The sequence below is a fragment of the Halomonas sp. V046 genome, from assembly GCF_052645355.1.
Window position 1 is genome coordinate 24,403 of the sequence record NZ_JBQXYF010000006.1, and the last position, 22,323, is coordinate 46,725.

At 63.7% G+C, this 22,323-nt stretch carries 15 protein-coding genes; 2 read left to right on the plus strand and 13 right to left on the minus strand.

The window, feature by feature from the left end:
- Positions 1–2: 2 nt before the first annotated feature.
- On the minus strand, positions 3–1,358 hold the full coding sequence (locus tag ACUN9Y_RS09215) for a Na(+)-translocating NADH-quinone reductase subunit A (protein WP_445460410.1): 1,356 nt from the start codon (positions 1,356–1,358) through the stop codon (positions 3–5).
- A gap of 310 nt (positions 1,359–1,668) precedes the next feature.
- Entirely contained in the window at positions 1,669–3,129 is a 1,461-nt protein-coding gene (locus tag ACUN9Y_RS09220) for a glyceraldehyde-3-phosphate dehydrogenase (protein WP_445460411.1), read from the minus strand.
- Positions 3,130–3,329: 200 nt separating this feature from the next.
- On the opposite strand from ACUN9Y_RS09220, the gene mfd reads away from it, so the two are divergent.
- Together mfd and ACUN9Y_RS09230 are read left to right on the plus strand one after the other, a co-directional pair.
- Positions 3,330–6,779, plus strand: coding sequence for a transcription-repair coupling factor (gene mfd / locus ACUN9Y_RS09225; protein WP_445460412.1), 3,450 nt, complete (start codon positions 3,330–3,332; stop codon positions 6,777–6,779).
- 168 nt (positions 6,780–6,947) lie between these two features.
- On the plus strand, positions 6,948–8,012 hold the full coding sequence (locus ACUN9Y_RS09230) for a L,D-transpeptidase family protein (protein WP_445460413.1): 1,065 nt from the start codon (positions 6,948–6,950) through the stop codon (positions 8,010–8,012).
- A gap of 1,079 nt (positions 8,013–9,091) precedes the next feature.
- Here the strand turns inward: ACUN9Y_RS09230 and ACUN9Y_RS09235 are convergent.
- The 11 genes from ACUN9Y_RS09235 to mltB all read right to left on the minus strand — a co-directional run bounded on the left by ACUN9Y_RS09235 (position 9,092) and on the right by mltB (position 22,305).
- Positions 9,092–9,355, minus strand: coding sequence for an Lpp/OprI family alanine-zipper lipoprotein (locus ACUN9Y_RS09235; protein WP_445460414.1), 264 nt, complete (start codon positions 9,353–9,355; stop codon positions 9,092–9,094).
- 176 nt (positions 9,356–9,531) lie between these two features.
- On the minus strand, positions 9,532–10,146 hold the full coding sequence (locus ACUN9Y_RS09240; protein WP_445460679.1) for a L,D-transpeptidase family protein: 615 nt from the start codon (positions 10,144–10,146) through the stop codon (positions 9,532–9,534).
- Positions 10,147–10,313: 167 nt separating this feature from the next.
- Entirely contained in the window at positions 10,314–10,781 is a 468-nt protein-coding gene (locus tag ACUN9Y_RS09245; RefSeq protein ID WP_445460415.1) for a DUF6586 family protein, read from the minus strand.
- Positions 10,778–13,411, minus strand: a complete 2,634-nt coding sequence (gene topA / locus ACUN9Y_RS09250) for a type I DNA topoisomerase (protein WP_445460416.1) — start codon at positions 13,409–13,411, stop codon at positions 10,778–10,780. The genes ACUN9Y_RS09245 and topA overlap by 4 nt, the downstream gene beginning before the upstream one ends.
- A 310-nt stretch (positions 13,412–13,721) precedes the next feature.
- Positions 13,722–16,532 carry a DUF3141 domain-containing protein gene (locus ACUN9Y_RS09255; RefSeq protein WP_445460417.1) on the minus strand — a complete coding sequence of 937 codons (2,811 nt, stop codon included), beginning with the start codon at positions 16,530–16,532 and terminating at the stop codon, positions 13,722–13,724.
- 251 nt (positions 16,533–16,783) lie between these two features.
- Positions 16,784–17,785 carry a lipoyl synthase gene (gene lipA / locus ACUN9Y_RS09260; protein ID WP_445460418.1) on the minus strand — a complete coding sequence of 334 codons (1,002 nt, stop codon included), beginning with the start codon at positions 17,783–17,785 and terminating at the stop codon, positions 16,784–16,786.
- Between the two features lie 40 nt (positions 17,786–17,825).
- Positions 17,826–18,509 (minus strand): lipoyl(octanoyl) transferase LipB, encoded by a 684-nt coding sequence (gene lipB, locus ACUN9Y_RS09265; RefSeq protein WP_445460419.1) that lies wholly within the window; start codon positions 18,507–18,509, stop codon positions 17,826–17,828.
- On the minus strand, positions 18,509–18,817 hold the full coding sequence (locus ACUN9Y_RS09270; RefSeq protein WP_445460420.1) for an HP0495 family protein: 309 nt from the start codon (positions 18,815–18,817) through the stop codon (positions 18,509–18,511). The genes lipB and ACUN9Y_RS09270 overlap by 1 nt, the downstream gene beginning before the upstream one ends.
- 126 nt (positions 18,818–18,943) lie before the next feature.
- Positions 18,944–20,176 (minus strand): D-alanyl-D-alanine carboxypeptidase family protein, encoded by a 1,233-nt coding sequence (locus ACUN9Y_RS09275; protein ID WP_445460421.1) that lies wholly within the window; start codon positions 20,174–20,176, stop codon positions 18,944–18,946.
- Between the two features lie 96 nt (positions 20,177–20,272).
- On the minus strand, positions 20,273–21,247 hold the full coding sequence (locus ACUN9Y_RS09280) for a septal ring lytic transglycosylase RlpA family protein (RefSeq protein WP_445460422.1): 975 nt from the start codon (positions 21,245–21,247) through the stop codon (positions 20,273–20,275).
- Complete coding sequence (gene mltB, locus ACUN9Y_RS09285) at positions 21,244–22,305, minus strand: lytic murein transglycosylase B (RefSeq protein ID WP_445460423.1); 1,062 nt, start codon at positions 22,303–22,305, stop codon at positions 21,244–21,246. The genes ACUN9Y_RS09280 and mltB overlap by 4 nt, the downstream gene beginning before the upstream one ends.
- Positions 22,306–22,323: the final 18 nt, after the last annotated feature.

Below are 22,323 nucleotides of genomic sequence, written 5' to 3' on the forward strand. Positions count from 1 at the left end.
CATCAGGCCTCTTTCTCGATCATGGTGAGATTGTCGCGCAGGATGGGACCGTACTCGTACTTGCCCGGGCACACGTAGGTGCACAGCGCGAGGTCCTCTTCATCCAACTCGAGGCAGCCAAGCCGCATGCCGGTTTCGATGTCACCGACAATCAATGTCCGCAACAACTGGGTCGGCATGATGTCCAACGGCATGACCTGTTCGTAGGCGCCTACCGGCACCATGGCGCGCTCGGAACCATTGGTGGACGTCGTCGGCGCGTAATTGGTCAGACCCTTGAGGCTCGACAGGTAGATGCCCAACACCGAGTGGCGATCGCTGCCCGGCGACAGCCAGGACATGAAGGCGCGCTTGTTGCCCTCTTCGAGCAGGCTGATCTGGTCGTGGAAACGGCCCAGATAGCGCAAGCTGCCTTCGGCGGTAAAGCCGGAGAAGACGCCGCCGCTGATGACACGGGTGTCGTCGGGCTGCTTGATCTCGTGGTTATCAAGGAGCAGCTCATCGGTGCTCGCCCCAATGCGCGTGCGCACCAGGCGCGGCCGCTCGGCGCGAGGGCCACCGATGGCGACGACGCGGTGAGTCGCGAGCTTGCCCTCGACAAACAGCTTGCCGAAGGCGATCACGTCCTGGTACCCCACGTGCCAGACGCGACGATTCAGCGCGGCCGGCGACAGGAAGTGAATATGGGTACCGACCAGCCCTGCCGGATGACGACCGGTGAAGGTTTCGTGCTGGACGCCGGCAACCGAGGTGCCCGGCACCTTGGCATCCGGTGCGGTGCACAGAAACACCTTGCCCTCGGTGAGGCGCTTGAGCACCTTGAGACCATCTTCGAAGGCCTCGGGCTGCTCGCTGATGATCACCGCCGGATCGCCCGCCAGCGGCTGGGTGTCCATGGCGCTGACGAAGATATCCACCGGCACCGCGTCAAGGGCCGGCGTGCGCGAGAACGGACGCGTACGCAACGCTGTCCACAGGCCGGACTCGACCAACTGGTCGACCACCGCCTGTCGCTCGAGCGTCTCCAGCCCCTCACGGCCGTGGGCGGTGAAGGCCACTTCTTCGCCGCTGTCGTCGACCTTGATCACCACGGACAACAGCTTGCGCTTTTCACCGCGATTGATCGCAACGACCTCGCCCGCCGCCGGAGCGGTAAAGCGGACGCCATCGATCTTCTTGTCGGTGAACAGCAGCTGGCCCAGTTTGACCTTGTCCCCTTCCTTGACCTCCATGGTCGGCTTCATGCCGATATAGTCGGTACCAAGGACTGCCACATGGCGCACCGGCCGCGCATCCTCGATACGCTGCTCCGGTGCTCCCGTGATGGGGAGATCCAGGCCTTTCTTGACTTCGATCATAGTCTCGCCCAGTTGATGAATCGTAGATGATAATGGACAGGGGCTCGATGGAAATGAGAGGTATTATTATTAACGAAGTCCACATTACCAGTCACGCCGAGGCGAGCTCGAACCACCCCGAAAAATCCCCAGCATTATAAAGACAAGCCAGTGGATTGACTACATGATCGAACGTCGCAAGAAAGCTCGACTCTGCATATACCGGTGGAGAGCGGACGAAAAAACCCCTTGTTGATCAAGATCAACAAGGGGTGTGCGCTATCGCTTCGTCTCGAGCATCACGCCGCTATCGAGACCGGCAAACCTGGAATCAGCCGGCGCTGCGTGGCAGTTTGCAGAACGCGACGTTGGAGATCTGCTGCAGAATGCGAATGACCTGGCAGCTATAGCCGAACTCGTTGTCATACCAGACGTAAAGTACCGCGTGACGCCCCTGGGCGATGGTCGCCTTGGCGTCGACGATGCCGGCGTGGCGGTTGCCGACGAAATCCGTCGAGACCACCTCCGGGGAGTCGACATAGTCGATCTGCTTCTGATAGGCAGAATCGATGGACATGCGACGCAGGTAGTCGTTGAGCGCCACCGCATCGGTTTCCTTGTCCAGCGACAGGTTCAGAATCGCCATCGACACATTGGGCGTCGGCACGCGGATGGCGTTGCCGGTCAACTTGCCGCCGAGCTCTGGCAGGGCCTTGGACACGGCCTTGGCGGCGCCGGTTTCGGTCAGCACCATGTTCAGCGGTGCACTACGGCCGCGACGGTCGCCCTTGTGATAGTTGTCGATCAGGTTCTGATCGTTGGTGTAGGAGTGCACGGTCTCGACGTGACCGTGCTCGATGCCGTACTCGTCATTCAGTACCTTGAGCACCGGCACAATGGCATTGGTGGTACAGGACGCCGCGGAGATGATGCGATCATCGCTGCTGATGTCGCCATGATTGATACCGAACACGATATTCTTGACGTCACCCTTGCCCGGCGCGGTCAGCAGCGCCTTGGACACGCCCTTGCACTCCAGGTGCTGGCCAAGGCCCGCTTCGTCGCGCCAGATGCCGGTGTTGTCCACCACCACGGCATTGTTGATCCCGTAGGCGGTGTAGTCGATCTCGCTGGGCGAGTCGGCATAGATCACCTGGATCATGTTGCCGTTGGCGGTGATCGTGCGAGTTTCGGGGCACACACTGATGGTGCCGTCGAACGGGCCGTGAACGCTGTCACGACGCAGCAGGCTGGCACGCTTTTCGAGATCCTTGGCAATGTCGCCACGACCCCGCACCACGATGGCCTTCAGCCGCAGCAGGTTCCCGCCACCGGCCTTTTCGACCAGCACACGGGCAAGGATTCGACCGATACGACCGAAACCATAGAGCACCACGTCCTTGGGCTCGCCGGTACCGGCCTGCGGGTCGTAGCCATCGACGATCTCCTTGAGCTCCTCGCGCAGGAAGGCAACGGCATCGCCGCCGCCATGCTTCTTGAACGCTACCCCGAGCTTGCCGACATCGACGTGGGCCGGCCCGAGATTGAGCTCGCCCATCGCCTGGATCAGGGGAAAGGTGTCCTGGACGGACAATTCGGTGCCCTCGATCTTCCGAACGAAGCGGTGGTCCTTGAGAATACGGATGACGCTCTTGTTGAACAGCGACCGACCGAACATGGTGGTGACCACGTTGTTACGACGATACAGGCTGCCGATCAGCGGAATCATCTGTTCGGCCACGGCCTGGTTGTCGTGCCATTGCTGGAAGACGATCTCGGTTTGCTGGCTCACGGGGGACCTCAATGTCGGAAATGGAAAACGGTCGTATTATCCGGTGCACGGCGGCGCTGGGCAATCGCTGGATGGTCGCAGGCGCTGTAGGCGCATTACAGAATGCACGGTTTGACTACAAGGCGCCGATGGGGCTGGTATGATGGCGCCACTGCCCGCCTGCCCATTCACCCGCTGCGACACGACGCCTATCTATCGCCATGCCGACCTTTACGCCGCTCGATCCGCCGCGCCCCCAGGGAACCCGTGACACCTTGTACTGGCGGGAGCCCCCCGGGGCCGCGGCCGCCCTGGCCCTGTCCCGTCTGGCACAGGATGTTCCGCTGCTGGTGATCACCGCCGATACCAGCGAGGCCCTCCGGCTCGAAAGCGAACTCGCCTTCTTCGCCGACGTGGAAGTCCTGCCCTTCCCCGACTGGGAGACCTTGCCCTACGACAGTTTTTCGCCCCATCAGGACATCGTCTCGGCGCGCCTGCGCACACTGCGTCAGCTGCAGGACGGCACCCGAGGCGTGGTGCTGGTGCCGATCAATACCCTCATGCAACGTCTGCCGCCGACGGCGTACATTGCCGGCAGGGTGATGACCCTGGAGGCGGGCGCGAGCCTCGATCGCGAAGGCTTTCGCGAGAGCCTGTCGCGGGCCGGCTATCGCGCGGTGGAAACCGTCTTCGAGCCCGGCGAATACGCCCTTCGAGGGGCCCTGATCGATCTGTTTCCCATGGGCAGCGAGGCACCGCTACGTATCGACCTGTTCGACAACGAAATCGATACGCTGCGTTACTTCGACCCGGACACCCAGCGCAGCGGTGACCAGGTCGAACGCATCGAGCTGTTGCCGGCCCATGAATATTCGCTGTCACGCTCGGCGATTGCCTGCTTTCGCGAAGGCTTCGAGACCCTGTTCGACGTCGATCCGCGCCAATGTCCGCTGTACGTCGATGCCCTCAAGGGCATTCCCTCGGCGGGCCTCGAGCAGTACCTGCCGCTATTTTTCGAACGTACCGCGTCGCTGTTCGAGCACCTCGCCGAGGGTACGCAAGTCGCCCTGATGCCGGGCGCCTATGAAGCCGCCGAGCACCACTGGCAGGCCATTCAGGGCCGCTTCGAGAATCTCGGTGTCGACCCTACCCGGCCCCTGTTGCCCCCTCACCGGGCCTTCATTCCGGTGGCGGAACTGTTTGGGCTGATCAAGCACCATCCGCGCATCGAGCTGACCCGTGACGACGACCACCCGCATGCCCTGGTGCCAGCCGCCAGCGCGGCCCCAGCGGTCGCCATCAACGCCCGCGCCAAGGCCCCATTGGCGGCACTGGAGGCCTACCTGGCACAGCACCCGGCAACCCGGGTCCTGTTCCTGGCGGAGTCCCGCGGCCGCCGCGAAGCCCTCGAGGACACCCTGGCACCGGTCGCCCCTCGGCTGCACCAGGTCCGCGATTTTTCCGCGTTTCTCGACGCCACGGACCGCCTGAGCATCGCTGAAGGCGAGCTCGCCTCAGGCATGAGCCTGACGTCGCCGGATCTGGCCATCATCACCGAGAGCGAACTGTTCGGCGACGTGGTGCGCCAGACCCGGCGCCAGGCCAAGGCGACCGACGACAACGAGCTGGCGGTTCGCCACCTGTCCGAACTCAAGCCCGGCGCGCCGGTGGTGCATCAGGCCCACGGTGTTGGACGCTACCGCGGGCTCGAGGCACTCGAGGCCGGGGGCCAAGCGGCGGAATTCGTTGCCCTCGAGTACGCCGAGGGCGCCAAGCTCTACGTGCCGGTGGACAGCCTGCACCTGATTTCCCGCTACGCCGGCGCCGATGATGAACTGGCACCGCTCAATCGCCTCGGCTCCGAACAGTGGGACAAGGCCAGGCGCAAGGCCGCCGAGAAGATTCGTGATACCGCCGCCGAGCTACTCGACATTTACGCCCGTCGCGAAGCCCGTGAAGGATTCGCCTGCGCCCCGCCGGACGAGGAGTATTCCCGTTTCGTGGCGAACTTCCCGTTCGAGGAAACCCCGGACCAGCGGGTCACCATCCAGGCGGTGATCGACGACATGACCGCGCCGCGCCCCATGGATCGCGTCGTCTGCGGTGATGTCGGCTTCGGCAAGACCGAAGTCGCGATGCGTGCCGCCTTCCTCGCCGTGCAGTCCGGGCGCCAGGTGGTGGTGCTGGTGCCCACCACTCTGTTGGCGCGCCAACACTACGAGAACTTCCGCGACCGCTTCGCCGACACGGCCGTGGACATCGAAGTGATGTCCCGCTTCACCGCCGGCAGCGGCCAGAGCGAGTCCATGGGCCGGATCAAGGACGGCAAGACCGACATCATCATCGGCACCCACAAGCTGCTGTCCAAGCAACTGTCCTTCCCGCGACTGGGCCTGGTGATCATCGACGAGGAACACCGCTTCGGGGTCGCCCAGAAGGAGCGCTTGAAGAGCCTGCGTGCCGAAGTCGATGTGCTGACGATGACCGCCACGCCGATTCCACGCACCCTCAACATGGCCATGAGCGGCATTCGCGACCTGTCGATCATCGCCACGCCGCCGGCCCGCCGCCTGTCGGTCAAGACCTTCGTCCAGCAGCGCGACGAGTCGGTCATCAAGGAGGCCGTCCTGCGCGAGATCCTGCGGGGTGGCCAGGTGTACTACCTGCACAATGAAGTCAAGTCGATCGAGAGCGCCGCGGATAACATCCGCGAGCTGGTACCGGACGCGCGGGTCGGCGTGGCCCACGGCCAACTCCCCGAACGCTCCCTCGAACGAGTGATGTCGGACTTCTACCACAAGCGCTTCAATGTGCTGGTGTGCTCGACCATCATCGAGACCGGCATCGACGTGCCCAGCGCCAATACCATCGTCATCGAGCGCGCCGACAAGTTCGGCCTGGCTCAGCTGCACCAGCTACGCGGCCGGGTCGGCCGCAGCCACCACCAGGCCTACGCCTACTTGCTCGCCCCGCCACCCCGGGCGATGTCCCGCGATGCGGTCAAGCGCCTGGAGGCCATTGGTCAGGCCGAGGATCTGGGCGCCGGCTTTACCCTGGCGAGCCACGACATGGAAATCCGCGGCGCCGGGGAGCTGCTGGGCGACGAACAGAGCGGCCAGATGGAGGCCGTGGGCTATACTCTGTACATGCAGATGCTGGATCGAGCGGTAAAAGCCATCCGCGAAGGTCGCACCCCCAATATCGAATCACCACTGGATTTTGGGGTCGAGATCAGCCTCAACCTGCCGGCCTTGATCCCCGATGACTATCTTCACGACGTGCAGCAACGGCTGGTGATGTACAAGCGGATCGCCAACGCCGAGAACGAAGCGGACCTGAAGGAGCTGCGTGTGGAAATGATCGACCGCTTCGGCCTGCTGCCAGCGTCGGTCAAGACACTATTGCGCCAGACCAAGCTGCGCCAGCGGGCCGAGAGACTCGGGATCACACGGCTCGAGGCGGGCGCCGAGCGCGGCCGACTCATCTTTGGCGGCCAGACCGATGTCGACCCGCTGATGCTGGTCGAGCTGATCCAGAAGGCCCCCCAGACCTACCGCCTGGAGGGAGCCGATACGCTGCGCTTCAGCGCATCGATGGACAATGAAGAGGCACGTTTTCAAGCGGTGGAGCACCTGCTCGATGCGCTCAATCGCAAGGCCCAGGCGGCTTAAGCGGCGAAGCCGGGCCGGCAACCAGATTTTCCCCAGTGCCTAGGCGCTGGGGACTGGCGCCAAGGCTCAAGAGCGGGCAATCTATACGCCAACAACCATGCCTATTGAATACCCTTGAACGCGACCCGGGCGATCCCCGATTCTCGCCAACCTTGAGACATGACTGCGATGAACCACTCTCCCCACAGCAGGCCCCTGGCCCGTTTCGCCCTTTCACTGGGCATGGTCGGCGCGCTGGCCGCCCCCCTGGCAGCCAGCGCCGACGACCTGCCCCGGGGCTACTACCCGCTCCCCGAAGAAGGCGACCTGGTCGGCAGTGTCTACACCGTCGAAGCCGATGAAGAAGACACCCTCGTCGATATCGGCCATGACCACGGCATCGGCTACAACGAAATGGTCCGGGCCAACCCCGAGGTCAGCATCTGGTACCCGGGTGAAGGCACCCAGGTGACCATCCCCGGCCAGTTCATCCTGCCGGATGCCCCGCGCACCGGCATCGTTGTCAACGTGGCGGAAATGCGCCTCTACTACTACCCGCCTGCCGCGAACGGCGAGCAGCGTCAGGTCCAGACCTATCCTATCGCCGTCGGCCGAATGGATTGGAAGACTCCGCTGGGGACCACCACCATCACCGAGATGGTCAGGAATCCGGCCTGGTATCCGCCGGCCTCGATCCGCCGCGAACACGCCGAAGCCGGCAAGCCGCTGCCGGGCGTGGTCCCTCCCGGCCCGGAAAACCCCATGGGGTCGCGCAAGATGCGACTCGGCATCCCCGGCTACCTGATTCACGGTACCAACAAGCCTGAGGGCGTTGGTATGCGCGTTACCCACGGTTGCATTCGCATGCTACCGGAAGACGTCGAAGGACTGTTCGATCAACTGTCCGTCGGCACCCGGGTGAGACTCGTCAACGAGCCGTTCAAGCTTGGCTGGTCGGACGGCACGCTCTACGTCCAGGCCTATCCGTACCTCGAAGAGGACGAAGACGAAGGCGCCACGCTCGAGCGCGTTACCGCCGCTATCGACAAGGTCGATGCCACCATCGATGGTGCCGAGTACCCGGTGGATTACTCCCGCCTGAAGGCCGTCGTAGAGGTGCCCAACGGCGTCCCGGTCGCCCTCGAGGAACCCGAGCCCGCCAATCCGCAGCGCCTGCCAGGATCGCTCTACGATCACATTGAACTCGTGGCCTCGGAGCAGACGCTGCTCAACCAGATCAGTCACGAGGGCTGAGTCTCGCCGGACGCAGGACGGCGCAAGCCTCCATCCCCGGTGACACGCGGCAGAAGATGAACAGATCAAAAGCTGAAGAGCTGAAGAGCTGAAGAGCTGAAAAAGTTGAAGAGCGGCGCCCGAGGGGCGCCGCTCTTTTTTTCTCCCCCGCTGCCTCTTCTCCACCGCCTCCTCCCCCCTGGCCCATCTTCGGTCCCCGGCAATAACGTCGACCGGGCCAGGGCCGCCCCGGGTTGCCATCATCGCTACATCGCCTCCCAAGGCTTGCCCTGGCGCGCACCTGCATCACCGGGGGCCCCCGCCCCCTGACTCGGCGTAGGTCGCGCCCCTGAGCGCCTGTCGAACTGCCATAAGGCTTGGCGACCCCGCCGGCCAGGCTCCCGTTACTCCGTCTGGCACCGTTGCAGTGGCGCTCGCTGCATATTGTCGCCACATCGCCTCCCAAGGCTCGCCCTGGCGCGCGCCTGCATCACCGCCCCCCCGCCCCTGACTCGGCGTAGGTCGCGCCCCTGGGCGCCTGTCGGACTGCCACAAGGCTTGCCGACCCCGCCGACCAGGTTTCCATTACTCCGTCTGGCACCGTTGCGGTGGCGCTCGCTACATATTGTCGCTACATCGCCTCCCAAGGCTCGCCCTGGCGCGCCTGCATCACCGGGGGCCTGGCACCAGTGCGCTGTCGCTCGCTGCACATCGTCGCTCACCCGACCCCAGAAGCCTCGACCGCCAACACACCGCAAGACCATCGAGGCAACGACGCCCACCGCCACGCAGGACCAAACGACGCATGGCACAACCCTCGGCCCCAAACGACTCCTGATACGACCCGCCACCACGCAGGACCAAACGACGCATGGCACGACCCTCGGCCCCAAACGACTCCTGATACGACCCGCCGCCACGCAGGACCAAACGACGCATGGCACAACCCTCGGCCCCAAACGACTCCTGATACGACCCGCCGCCACGCAGGACCAAACGACGCATGGCATAACCCTCGTCCCCAAACGACTGAGGCCCCGCCAATGGCGGGGCCTCAGTCTATCGTTTCTTCACGCCCCCGAAGGAGCGAGCGAGAACGATTACTTGCGCATGGAGCTTTCGAACATGCGGTTCATCTCTTCACGGTTCTGCTGAGACAGCTGCAGAGCCGCTTGTGCGTCACGCTGTGCCTGGTTGGCAGTGTTCTGCGCCTGGGTAGCGATGCTACGGGCTTCAGCAGCGTCGGCCTGGGCAGACTCGGCAGTCATGCGAACTTCTTCCAGAGCGCTGGAGGAAGCACAGCCAGCCAGAACGGCCAGAGATGCGGCAGCGGCGGTCAGCTTCAGAGTAGTCTTCAGAGTCATGGTGTTCTCCTTGAGTCTTCCTTGGTACTGCGTTGGTGATGCCTGAGCATCAGGCTTCCTGCTAAGGCAGGACTTCTTGCAGCGACTTGTGCTGCGAAGCACAGGAGTCAAACGCTGTTTTATAATACACAACGGCGCTTGTCCATAGTCTTCAACGTCCAATGCGCCACTAAAGATTAGCGGATGACGACGCGAGTGCCAACATCAATCAGCGATGCAAGTCGCCGAATTTCCTGATCGGTCACGGCGACACATCCGTTCGTCCAGTTGAAGCGACGATGGATGTCCATGTCTCCCTCACCGACGCCATGGATTCCAATGTAGCCCCCCAGAACGGTCTCTTGAGGCGGGGAGCGATGGCGTCGATAGTAATCGAAATAGTCGTCGTAATCTTGCTGGCTATAAAGCCCGGTGTCCAATGCCATCCGTGCATGAGTCGGCGTCGGGTAGTCGAGGCCGATGAAGATATCGAATTTGCTGTCGAAATTGAAGCGATCGACGCGGAACTCCCCGAGTGGCGTGGTCCTGTCGCCCATCACTCTCTGCTGCTTGGCCCCCCCTCGACCCACCCTAACCGGTGCGAAGACTTCCAGTTCGGTGTTGCCGCGATAGACCTTCAACGTACTCTGTTTATCGTCGATCAATACCCAGATCTCGCCGATGGATTCAGGCACAATCGCCCGTCGGAGTATGTCATCCATCATCGGAAAATCCGCCGATGCGGCGGTCGGCAGCACGAGAAAGGCACCAAGTAAAATTCGGAAAAAACGTCGTCTCGTACAGCTTGCCATTGGCGTGTCGCTCTTTAACAAAAGGTGGATATCTGGTGACAAAATGTAAACGGCTTCATATCGCGCCTTCACACCCGACGCGGCACCTTGGCCGGTGAACGACGCGCCCAGCATGAGGGCCAACCATCCCCGGCATCAACATGTCTCTGAAATAAGACAATTTTACTTTACCACTCTTCACTGGTTTCTCGCAGAGCGGCTATCTCGCGTTTGGCACCGCGAACACAGGACCGTAATTCGTCGCCCAGTAGCGGCTGCCCCGCGATCGAGATCATTTGGGCGCTGCCGGCTTCACGGCGGCGTGCGGCCCCACCATCGCCGTGCAACGCCGACAGGCGGTCAACCAGCCATCCCAGCCAGGTATCGCCGTCATCGGCCAGGGCACGCAGACGCTGAACCTCGGCGACGGCCAGCCGCGGCGGTCCGAGCAACAGCTCCTGCCAGTCGTGCTCGGCCAGGTGGGCGTGCTCGGTGACATCGCGAAGCAGCGCCTCCAGAGCCAGCTCGAGCAACGCAAGCGCACCCTCCTCCTGCGCCATGCGCCGGCTATCGGCGTGCTCATCGTCCCCCGCCGGTGCATCAAGCAACAGCTCGGCCTGATAGAGAAGCTGATTGGTGCGAGCTCTCGGTGTCACTTGCGCTTGTCCTCCACCTGCCAGCGCTTGCCGTCGTAGCTAGCCTTCCAGCCGCTGGCCTTGCCGTTGTCACCGTCGGTCATGACGAACTGTTCCTTGAGCTTACGCGAGAAACGGATCTGGGCATCGCGCCCATCCGGGTCCTTGACCGGCGCCTCGAGCAGGTAGCGATACTTGTCCGGCAGCTCTTCGGCGTGGGCCTTCAGCTCGCTGACCAGGGGCGGTCGCGTCTCGCGGTTCTTGGGGAACTTGCTCGCCGCCAGGAACAGGCCGCTGGCGCCATCGCGCAGCACGTAGTGATCATCGACTTTCTGGCAGGCCAGCTCCGGCATCGGGATCGGGTCCATCTTCGGCGGCGCCACCTCACCACTGCGCAGCAGCTTGCGGGTATTCTTGCAACTGTCGCTGGTGCAGCCGAAGTACTTGCCGAAACGGCCGGACTTCAACTGCATCTCGGAGCCACACTTGTCGCATTCGATGGTAGGACCGTCGTAGCCCTTGATCCTGAAGCGCCCCTCTTCGATCTGGTAGCCGTCACAGTCTGGGCTGTTGCCGCAGATGTGCAGCTTGCGATGCTCATCGATCAGATAGCTGTCCATGGCGGTGGCACAGACGGGGCAACGTTCCTTGGCTCTCAGGGCGTCGGTCTCGGCCTCTTCACCGGCATCCGCGGCCACGGCTTCTTCGCCGGGCAAGAGATCGATGGTCGTCTTGCAGCGCTCCTTGGGCGGCAGGTTATAGCCGCTGCAGCCCAGGAAGACACCGGTGGAAGCGGTCCGGATCTGCATCTTGCGCCCACAGGTGGGGCAGTCAATATCGGTAGGCACCGGCTGGTTGGGCCGCATGCCTTCGTCACTTTCGGCCGCGCTGAGCTCTTCACTGAACTCGGCATAAAAGGCATCGAGCAGCTCACGCCAGTTGCGCTCACCCTCGGCCACTTCATCGAGGCTGTCTTCCATGCGCGCCGTGAAAGAGAAGTCCATCAGGTCCGGGAAGGATTCCTTGAGACGCTCGCTCACGATGTCACCGAGCTTCTCGGCATAGAAACGACGGTTTTCCAGGCGCACATAGCCGCGGTCCTGGATGGTCGAAATGATCGCCGCATAGGTCGAGGGTCGGCCGATGCCCTTCTTCTCGAGTTCCTTGACCAGGCTGGCTTCGGTATAGCGCGGGGCCGGCTTGGTAAAGTGCTGACGCGGATCCAGGGACGCCAGCGCCATCGGCGTGCCTTCGGCCAGATCGGGCAGCGACTGATCCTCGTCCTTGCGTCCCACCGGCGTCATCACTCGGGTGTAGCCGTCGAATTTCAGCACACGCCCTTTGGCTTTCAGCTCGTAACCATCCACCGCCACGGTCAGCGACGAGGACAGATACTCCGCCGGCGTCATCTGACAGGCAACGAACTGACGCCAGATCAGCTCGTAGAGGCGCTCCGTGTCGCGCTCCATGCCGGCAAGATCCGTGGCTCGGCGTGACACGTCCGAGGGACGAATCGCCTCGTGGGCCTCCTGGGCGCCTTCCTTGCTCGAATAGCGATTGGGTGCCTCGGGCAGGTAGCGATCCCCGTACTCCGCGCCAATGTACTCGCGCACACTCTCGACCGCGTCGCGGGAAAGGTTGGTGGAGTCGGTACGCATGTACGTGATGTAGCCCGCCTCGTAGAGGCGCTGAGCCAGGGTCATGGTCTTCTTGACCGAGAACCCGAGCCGACCGCTGGCCGCCTGCTGCAACGTCGAGGTAATGAAGGGCGCGTTGGGCTTGGACCGGGTCGGCTTGTCGTCACGACTCGTGATCGCCAGCGACGCCGTCTTGAGCGCTTCGATGCGCTTCAGGGTCTCGGCCTCGCTGGTTGGCCGGAAGGCCTCGCCGTTGTGGCGGACCAGCTCGAAGCGCACCGCCTCGCCGTCTGCCGTCGCAAGCTCGGCGTGAACGTCCCAGAATTCCTCGGGCACGAAGGCGCGAATCTCGCGCTCACGCTCGACGATCAGGCGCATCGCTACCGACTGCACGCGCCCGGCGGAGAGCCCACGTGCGACCTTGGCCCACAACAGCGGCGAGAGCATGAAGCCGACGACCCGGTCGAGAAAGCGTCTGGCCTGCTGGGCCTCGACCCTGGGCATGTTCAGCACGCCCGGGTCCTTGAACGCTTCCTGAATGGCATTCTTGGTGATCTCGTTGAAGACCACGCGACGATAGCGGTCCTCGGTGCCGCCGATGGTCTCGCGCAGGTGCCAGGCAATCGCCTCTCCCTCGCGATCCAAATCGGTCGCGAGATAGACGGTATCCGCCTTCTCGGCCAGCTTCTTGAGCTCCGCCACGACCTTTTCCTTGCCGGGCAGTACTTCGTAGTTCGCTTCCCAGTTCTGCGATGGGTCGATGCCCATCCGCCGAATCAACTGGTCGTGCGCCTTGCGCTTCTTGTAGACCGCCTTCTCATCGGGCGACATCTTGCGTGTCACCGCAGCCTGGCGGGCCCGCTCCTTGGGATCAGAGGCCGTCTTGCCAGAGCCGCTGGTCGGCAGGTCACGAATATGACCCACGCTCGACTTCACGATGAAATCGTTGCCGAGGTACTTGTTGATCGTCTTGGCCTTGGCCGGCGACTCGACGATGACCAGTGACTTGCCCATAGCACTCCACAGTGTTTGTGGCGTCGCGGTAGGTGACGCACGCCGTAAAGAATGAATCGCCCTCCCACAATCGGAAGGGTGAAAAATGCGCTTACCCTACCCCAGCACCGAATCCGGCGCCAGTCGAAGCACGCTTGGCGTCCATCGCGCCGGTTAGCCAAGCCGCATTCGGCAGCGGCGATCCCCGCCATGTCATCGCCAAAGAGACTAGACGCTACGGCCCCGGCACGACAAGGGCAACGACCCATCTAGCGCTCCAATGCACGATGCCCCCGCCAGGTGGCGAGGGCATCGTGGGCGTCTACCGCGATCAGCGCTTGCGCGGTGTCGGGGTCTTGCTCGCTGTGCTGCGCCGCCGTGATGGCGTCTTGGGTGCCGGCTCATCGCCACTCGACTCGGCTTGCCGCTGCCCATCGGAGGTAGCCGACGCCGCCTTGTCGGGGGCCCCACCCCCGGCGACACCGCTCGCCGCGTCCGCTGATCTCGCCTTGGACTTGGGCTTGGCCGTGGTCTCGGGCTTAGCCGTAGTCTCGGGCTTGGGCTTGGGCTTGGGCTTGGGCTTAGCCGCAGTCTCGGGCTTGGGCTTGGGCTTGGGCTTAGCCGCAGTCTCGGGCTTGGGCTTAGCCGCAGTCTCGGGCTGGGTATCGATGCCCGCTGACGCTGGCGCGGTTGCCTTGACTTGGCGCTTGGGCGTAACCGTAGCCTCGGCGCCAGTCTGGGAGGAAGCCGTGGCCCTGGCGGTGGGCGCCGCCGTTGCCGCCGCCTTGGCCCCCGCCTTGGCCTTGGCGGGGGTCTCGCTTGCCCCCTCGGCACTGGCCTCGCTTGCGCCCTCGGCGCTGGCCGGCGCCACGGCCTGGGGCTTCACCGCTCTGGCCGGAGCCTTGCGTGCTGTTGTGGTCGGTGCCTCGGCACCGCCGCCGCCGTCCCGACGCTTTACCGACGGTCGGGCCTGATTGAACAGCGCCTTGATCGTATCGAAGCGCTTCGCGGCACGGTCGCTGAGATCACCGCTGGCCGCGAGGATGTGCTCGATGTGCTCGATGTAGCCATCGATCGCCTCGCCATCTTCGCCCTGCAGGAGGACCGGAATGGCGCCTAGCGCTTCCTCGCGATCCAGCTTGAGGATGAAGAACTGCTCGCGCATTTCATGTTTGAAGTCGGCAAGGCCCTGACCGATATTCAGCTCCTCCTGGGAGGCCTGCAGACGACGGAAATTGCGTCCATCGGTGGCTGGCGCCCCGCCGAGCACGAAGATGATCGAGCGCATCACCGCTTGCTGAGCGCCGCCTTCCGCGACCCGAGCACGTATCTCTTCCTGGCGCCGGGCGACGAAGCGACGATGTTCGGGCTCGGAGCCTGGCACCTTGCGCTCGGTGTTGGCGGCACCACCGAGGCCGACCAGCGACTGCAGGAGGGGCTGGCCGTAGATGTCCAGAAACATGCGCTCGAGGGCCTTGTCGCGCAGGCTTCGCCAGGCATCGAGCGAGCGCGACATATGGCTCGAAACGATATCTTCATAGACCCGGAACAGATTGCTGTCATCGAGCTCATGACGATCGGCGCGCACCAAGTCGGCCAACACCGGCAATGGCACGGTCAACGGGTTGCGATCCGACATCAGCCGGTAGCCCATGCGATTGGGGTGCATGCGCCGCATCCAGTGGGCCGACTCCGGCGTCGACAGCGCCTTGATCCAGGGCTGTATAAACTGACGGTACAGGCCCAAGTTGATCTCGGACACCCGCGATACCGTGGCGAATCGCCGATCATCTTCCGGGCGCGGCTTGACCTCCCGATCCAGATCATCGAAGTCCCGCGTCTCGAACTCGAGCAGGTAGTCGCGCTCGATCAACTCGGCATCGGGGCGATCGCTGGCTTTCGACACCGTGGTTTCGTAAAGCCCCGGCGGCAGCACGTCGATGTAATCCATGTTGGCGGTGAACTCGGCGTGCTCCTTGCGTGACACGCTGCCGGACACGAAGATCCCGAGATGGCCGGTCTTGTCATGGACGCAATAGACGATGGTCTGCTCGTTGGCGATGATGTCATCGACGCCGGCGTACAGATCCTTCACCCAACCAAGGGCCTGGGGTGGCGGGGTGATGTCATCGCCCCGCGAGCAGAACACCACCACGGGAGAGCGTACGTTGCGCAGGTCGATACGACGCCCGTCTGAGGTGACCAGCTGAGCGGTGGATAGACGATTACCGACGAACAGGTTGTCGACGATATACTGAATCTCGTCGCCGCCGAGTACCACGTGGCCGCCCCACCAACGCTCGAACTCCAGATAACGATCGGCCTCGGAGTCGACGTGGGCGTAGAGATGGTACTGCTTATCCCACCAAGTGTTGGCCGGATTCAAGCGTTCGAAGTTCTGCACCAGCCAGGCACCATCGAAAAGGCCATCGCCAAGGTCACTGAGCATGTGGGTCGACCAGCTGCCCCCGGCCATGCCCCCGGTATAGCGCATCGGTGCATTGCCGCGCTCTCCGGCCCAGTACGACAACGGCGCACCGGCGATGAGTATCGGGCCGAAAATATCCGGTTCCAGTGCCGCCGCCATCATGATCTGCCAACCGGCCTGACAGTTGCCCACCACCATGGGTTTTTCACTGTTCGGGTGGCGCTCGATCACGTGGCGAACGAACGCCACTTCGGCTTCGACCACGTCCTCGACCGTCTGTCCCGCTACCGGATAGGGCATGAAGGCGATGAAATAACACGGGTGGCCGGCACGCAGGGCGACACCGATTTCGCTATCCGGCTTGAAGCCGCCGATGCCGGGGCCATGACCGGCCCGCGGGTCGACCACCACGAAAGGCCGCGCCAACTCATCGGTCTCGACGCCCTCTGGCGGATGGACCCGCAACAATTCGTAGTTGACCGGTCGCGGCAGGTGTTCACCGTAGAGCAGGATATCGGTATCGAAACCGAGCACGGTGGGACGGGTCTTCTCGATATGCTCGAGATACTGGTTGCCCCGCTGGCGCATGACATCCATGTAAAGAATGCTGCGCTCGACCGAATCCCGCCAGTACGCCACGGCGGCACGGCCGAAGCCAAAGGGATCCACCAGAGGATACAGGGGTTCTGCGATAGTCGGCATCAGAGCGGTCATAGGAACTCCTGAGGGTTGCCTGACGCGCAGGAAGGAACGAACGGTCGTGCGCCTGCGCACATTGTTGCAGTGCAATATAGCGCAAAACACCCCGGGCTGCGAAGCCCCGCCCGCCGCCTCCTGCACATTCCTCCCACTTGGACGCAGTAAACCACGCAACATTACGCGGCGGGCGCCCCCATCGGGATACCGCCGCCGGCGCATTCGCGCCGCCTGCCAAAAAAATGCCCGGCGGATGCCGGGCGTCTGGTTTACTTGACTTCGATGCCGTGGGCTTGCTGATCGGCATGGTAGGACGAACGCACTAGCGGACCCGAGGCCACATGGGTGAACCCCATCGCCCTGCCCTGCTCGGCAAACCAGTCGAAGGTCGCAGGCGTCACCCAGCGATCGACCGCCAGATGGTTGCGCGACGGCTGCATGTACTGGCCCAGCGTCAACATGTTGACGTCATGGGCGCGCAGGTCACGCATCACCTCGATGACCTGCTCGTCGGTCTCGCCGACGCCCAGCATCAGTCCCGACTTGGTCAGCACATCGGGGCGACGGGCCTTGTAGCCCTTCAACAGATCCAGCGACCACTGATAGTCGGCCCCCGGGCGCACCTTGCGATACAGGCTCGGCACCGTCTCGAGGTTATGGTTGAAGACGTCCGGCGGCGTGGTTTCGAGGGTGTCCAGCGCCACCTCCATGCGACCGCGGAAGTCCGGCACCAGGACCTCGATCTCGATGCTCGGGCTGTCACGGCGAATCTCGCGAATGCAGTCGACGAAGTGCTGGGCGCCACCGTCACGCAGGTCATCCCTATCCACCGAGGTCACCACCACGTACTTCAGGCGCATCTCGGCGATGGCCTCGGCGAGCTCGCGCGGCTCGCGCTCGTTGAGCGCATTGGGGCGGCCATGGGCGACGTCGCAGAACGGGCAGCGACGGGTACAGATATCCCCCATGATCATGAAGGTCGCGGTGCCGCCATTGAAGCATTCGCCGAGGTTCGGGCACGAGGCTTCTTCACAGACGGTGTGCAGCCCATGACGGCGCAGGGTGTCCTTGATGCGGGTCACCTCCTTGGAGATCGGCATGCGTACCCTCAGCCAGTCTGGCTTGCGCGGGATCTCTTCGGTGGGAATCACCTTCACCGGAATACGCGCCACCTTTTCGGCACCGCGTAGCTTTACACCGCGCTCGGGGCGTGTGGACTTCTTGGCCTTGGCGGCGGCGGCCGCCGCCTGAATGGCGGAGCTGTCTGTCATGTCACTGTCCTGTGATGGAGCGACCCGGAGACCGGGTCGTTCAGTCGGTGATGAGTGGCGACGAGACGCCGGCAAGCAGTGCGGGCAAGCCGTCCATCTCGATCAACTCGCGCTCGCCCAGACGCCGTGCCAGGGCACCGAGCAGACGCTCGGTCTCGACACTGACGTCCACCGAAGCGGCGGTCAGGTCGGCCAGGCGAGTCATCGCAAGGCCCGCATAGCCGCAGGGGTTGATGCGCGAAAACGGGCTGAGATCGGCCGTCAAATTGACCGCCACGCCATGGAAGCTCGCACCGCGCCGGATGCGCAACCCTAGCGAGGCAATCTTGGCATCGCCCACGTAAACGCCAGGGGCATCGGGGCGCGCATGGGCGTCGATGCCATGTTCGGCCAGGGCATCGATCACGCAGTTTTCCAGCGCGGTGACCAGGTCGCGGACGCCGAGGCGCGAGCGACGCACGTCGATCAGCGGATACACTACCAGTTGCCCTGGCCCATGGTAGGTGACCTGGCCACCGCGGTCGGTGTCGACGACCGGGATATCGCCGGGCATCAGGAGATGCTCGGGCTTGCCTGCCTGCCCTTGGGTGAACACCGGATCATGCTCGACGACCCACAGTTGATCGGGCGTTGCCGAATCACGCTCGTCGGTCAGGGTGCGCATGGCCTGCCACACGGGCAGATAGGGCTGCCGCCCCAGGCGATAAACCCGAAGCGCTTCCATTAGACCACCATGTGCACGCGGCCGGTGGCCTTGAGTTCCTCGAACAGCGCCTTCAACTGATCTTCTCCCGTCGCGGTCAGGGTCAGACGGACCGATTGAAATCGACCATTGCGACTGTCGATGACCTGCATGTCCGTGGCGTCGAACTCTGGGTCATGCCGCTGGACGATCTGGGCGACCGTTGCGGCAAAGTCTTGAGCCGCATCGCCGACCACCTTGATCGGGTAGGCGCAAGGAAAGGTGATCGTCACATCGCCGGGATCGGCGCCCACCGAGGTCCTCAGATCACGAAAGCTGCTGTCGTTCATGCGTTGCCCCACTGAAGAGATACCCGAGCATTCTACTCAACCTATCGCCACCGACCAAGACCGATACACGAAGGGGCGGCCCAATGCCGCCCCCCAGGCCGTGGCGTCAGTATCTGTCGCACGGGTTCAATCGAACCAGCCACCCACCAGGTCGCTGAAGAAGCGCTGAACCTTGTCGAACATGCGCTTGAAGAAGCCACCTTGCTCGATCGCCTCCAGCGCGACAAGCGGCCGCTCACCGACCACTTCGTCGCCGAGGCGTACTTCCATGCTGCCGACCTGCTGACCCGCGGCGATCGGCGCCACCAGGCCATCGTCGAGATTGAGCTTGGCGGTGAGCTCGGCGTTGCGCGAGCGCGGCACGGTCATGAACACGCCCTTGTCGACGCCGACACGCAGCTCGTTACTGGCACCTTCCCAGACCCGCGGCGTATTCAGTACCGCCCCCTGGTCATACAACTTGAGGGTCTCATAGTAGCGGAAGCCGTAGCTCAGCAGCTTCTGGGTCTCTTGGGCACGCGCTTCATCGGAGCTGGTACCCAGCACCACCGAGATCAAGCGCATGTCATCGCGCTTGCCGGAGGCCACCAGGCAATAGCCGGCCTCATCGGTCCAGCCGGTCTTGAGCCCGTCGACGCTGGGATCACGCCACAGCAGGCGATTACGGTTGGCCTGCTCGATGCCATTGTAGGTGAACTGCTTCTGGCGATAGATCGCGTAGTGTTCGGGGTAATCGAGAATGATGTGACGCGCCAGACGCATCAGGTCACGGGCCGATGAGTAGTGATTCTCCGAGGGCAGGCCGGTCGCATTCTCGTAATGGGTGTTTTCCATCCCGAGCTGAGCGGCGTGCTGGTTCATCAAATCGGCAAAGGGCCCTTCGCCGCCGGCCAGGTACTCGGCCATGGCGACACTGGCATCGTTACCGGACACGATGACGATCCCGTGCAGCAGGTCTTCGACCGCCACCTGGGTGCCGACTTCGACAAACATCTTCGAGCCGCCGGTGCGCCACGCCTTCTCGCTGATGGGCACCATGTCATCGGCCTGAATGTTGCCGCGATCGAGCTCACGCTCGGCAAGATACGCCGTCATCAGCTTGGTCAGACTGGCCGGCGGCAGACGCTCATCGGAATTGTGCTCAGCCAATACGCGACCACTGTTGGCATCGATCAGAATCCACGACTTGGCCGCCAACTGGGGCGGTGCGGGGATCATCACCTGGGGCTCCGGCACCTGGGGGGTGTCCGGCTGGGGCTGCTGCGCACTGGCCAGCGGCGCGGCCAGCGGGGCCACCAGCGAGAGGCACAGCAGCGCCACCGGCAACAGCGGGCGGAGGGAAGAACGTTTGCTGATCATGGTGAGGTGTCTCATAAATTCATCAGGGTAAATCGGGCGGCTCGGCGCCGCCCCGGTCATTTGGCGAGTCGGATCTCACGACCCACGCCGACGCTCTCAGCGACCGTCGACGACAAAAGTTTGCGGATAGCCCACCTGGCGCAGTGTCTGGCGCACCGACTCGGCCTGGCTGCGCCCGGCGAACGGCCCGATCTGCACCTTATGCAGACCCGCGGCGCTGGCCACTCTGACGCTTTCGTCCAGGCGGCTCTCCAGGGTCGACTTCAGCGCCGCAGCACTGTCCGCCGAGCCAAGCGCCGCCACCTGTATATACACGCGATCGCCGCCGGCACTGGCGCTGGCTGCCGGCTGAGCCGTCGGCGCCGCCGCAGGAGAAGCCCGCGGCGCCGTCTCGGAGATCGGTGGCGCGGCCCGGGCCACCGACGCTGCTGCTTGCGGCGCCGCGCCGCCCGCCCCGGGGTGGCGAGCCAGCCACTGCTGAGGATCGATAGCGCTGACCTCTACCCGACCGGTGCCCCCATCGAGGATATCCAGCCGAGCCGCAGCGGCGTAGGACAGGTCGATCTCGCGATCGTCATGAAACGGGCCGCGGTCGTTGACCCGGACGACCACTTCCCGGCCGTTATCCAGGTTGGTGACCCGAGCGTAAGTCGGCAGCGGCAGCGACTTGTGCGCGGCACTCATCTTGTACATATCGTAGATTTCGCCGTTCGAGGTCGCATAGCCATGGAACTTCTGGCCGTACCAGGACGCGGTGCCCCGATTCTGGTACCCGCGGGCGTCATCCAGCACGTGGTAGGTCTTGCCCCACACTTCGTATGTGGAACGATTGCCGGCCCGGGAAGGCGCCTCGACCCGTGGCACCGCATCCGGCACCTGGCTGACGTCGGGCGGCGCCTCGGGATAGGCATCGCCGCTCATGGCGTAGCGACCACCAGAGCTCGATGGTACCGGCGCCGGCGTGGCCGCGCCGGCGGCGGACGTCTCCGGGGCGCTGCCACCGTTACCGGCGCAACCGCTCAGCGCCAGCACGACCGACAGCGCAGGCCAGGCAAGGTGTCGTCGGTTCATGGTGCAGTCTCCGTCGCCGTCGCGTCGTACCACCCGCCGTTTCCCAGGTCCCGAACCTCGCCAATGGCCTCGGCCAGCTCGGTCACCGCCATGGCATAGAGGTAGCTATGGTTGTAACGGGTGATCACGTAGAAGTTGTTCGCACCGAAGCGGTAGCGATAGCTGCCATCCCCCATCTCCAACGCCAACGGCACGACCTTGCGCTCGGCGTCGAGTGGGTCATGCGGGCGAATTCCGGCGGCGGCGAGCTGGGCGACACTGACATCGGGGCGATCGGCGCGGTTGAAGTCGATGCCCGACGGCGGCGTGGCTGGCCCCTCGGCGTCCCAGTAGATCGGCCCGCCCGGCTGCCAGCGATGCTCGGCAAAATAGTTCGCCACGCTGCCGATGGCATCGACCGGATCGGTCCACAGGTTGCGCTGGCCGTCGTCATTGAAATCCACCGCGTAGGCCTGGTAACTGGTCGGGATAAACTGCGGGTAGCCCATGGCGCCGGCATAGGACCCCTTGAGATCGCCTGGCGCCACGTGCTGCTCGTAGGCGATTTCGAGAAAGGCCTCCAACTCGCCGAGGAAAAAATCGCCCCGGCGCGGATGATGGAAGGCCAGCGTCGACAGCGAGTCGAGCACCCGATGGTCACCGGTGATGCGGCCGTAGCGTGTTTCGACGCCGATGATGGCGGCGATGATCTCGGGCGGAACACCGAAACGAGCCTCGGCACGATCGAAGGCGTCACGATGGGTCTCGATAAAGGCGGCGCCCTCGTTGATACGCTCCTGACCGAGGAAGATACCACGGTACTTGTGCCAGGTCAGATGATGCTCCGCCGCACCGCTCATCGCGTCCAGAACCGACTGGCGATACACGGCTCCTTCCATGGCATCGTCGAGCCAGGCCCGATCGACACCGGCGTCTGCCAGGCGCTCCACCATCGCCGCCACTCTCGGCTCCGCGGCCGGATCAAAGGTCTGCGCCTCGGCCGTTAGCGGCGCAAGACACAGCAGACACCAAAGCGCCGTGCGAACGCCTCCTCTTCCCTGGATCGGGGGCACCTTCATTCAACCTCTCCCTGAATC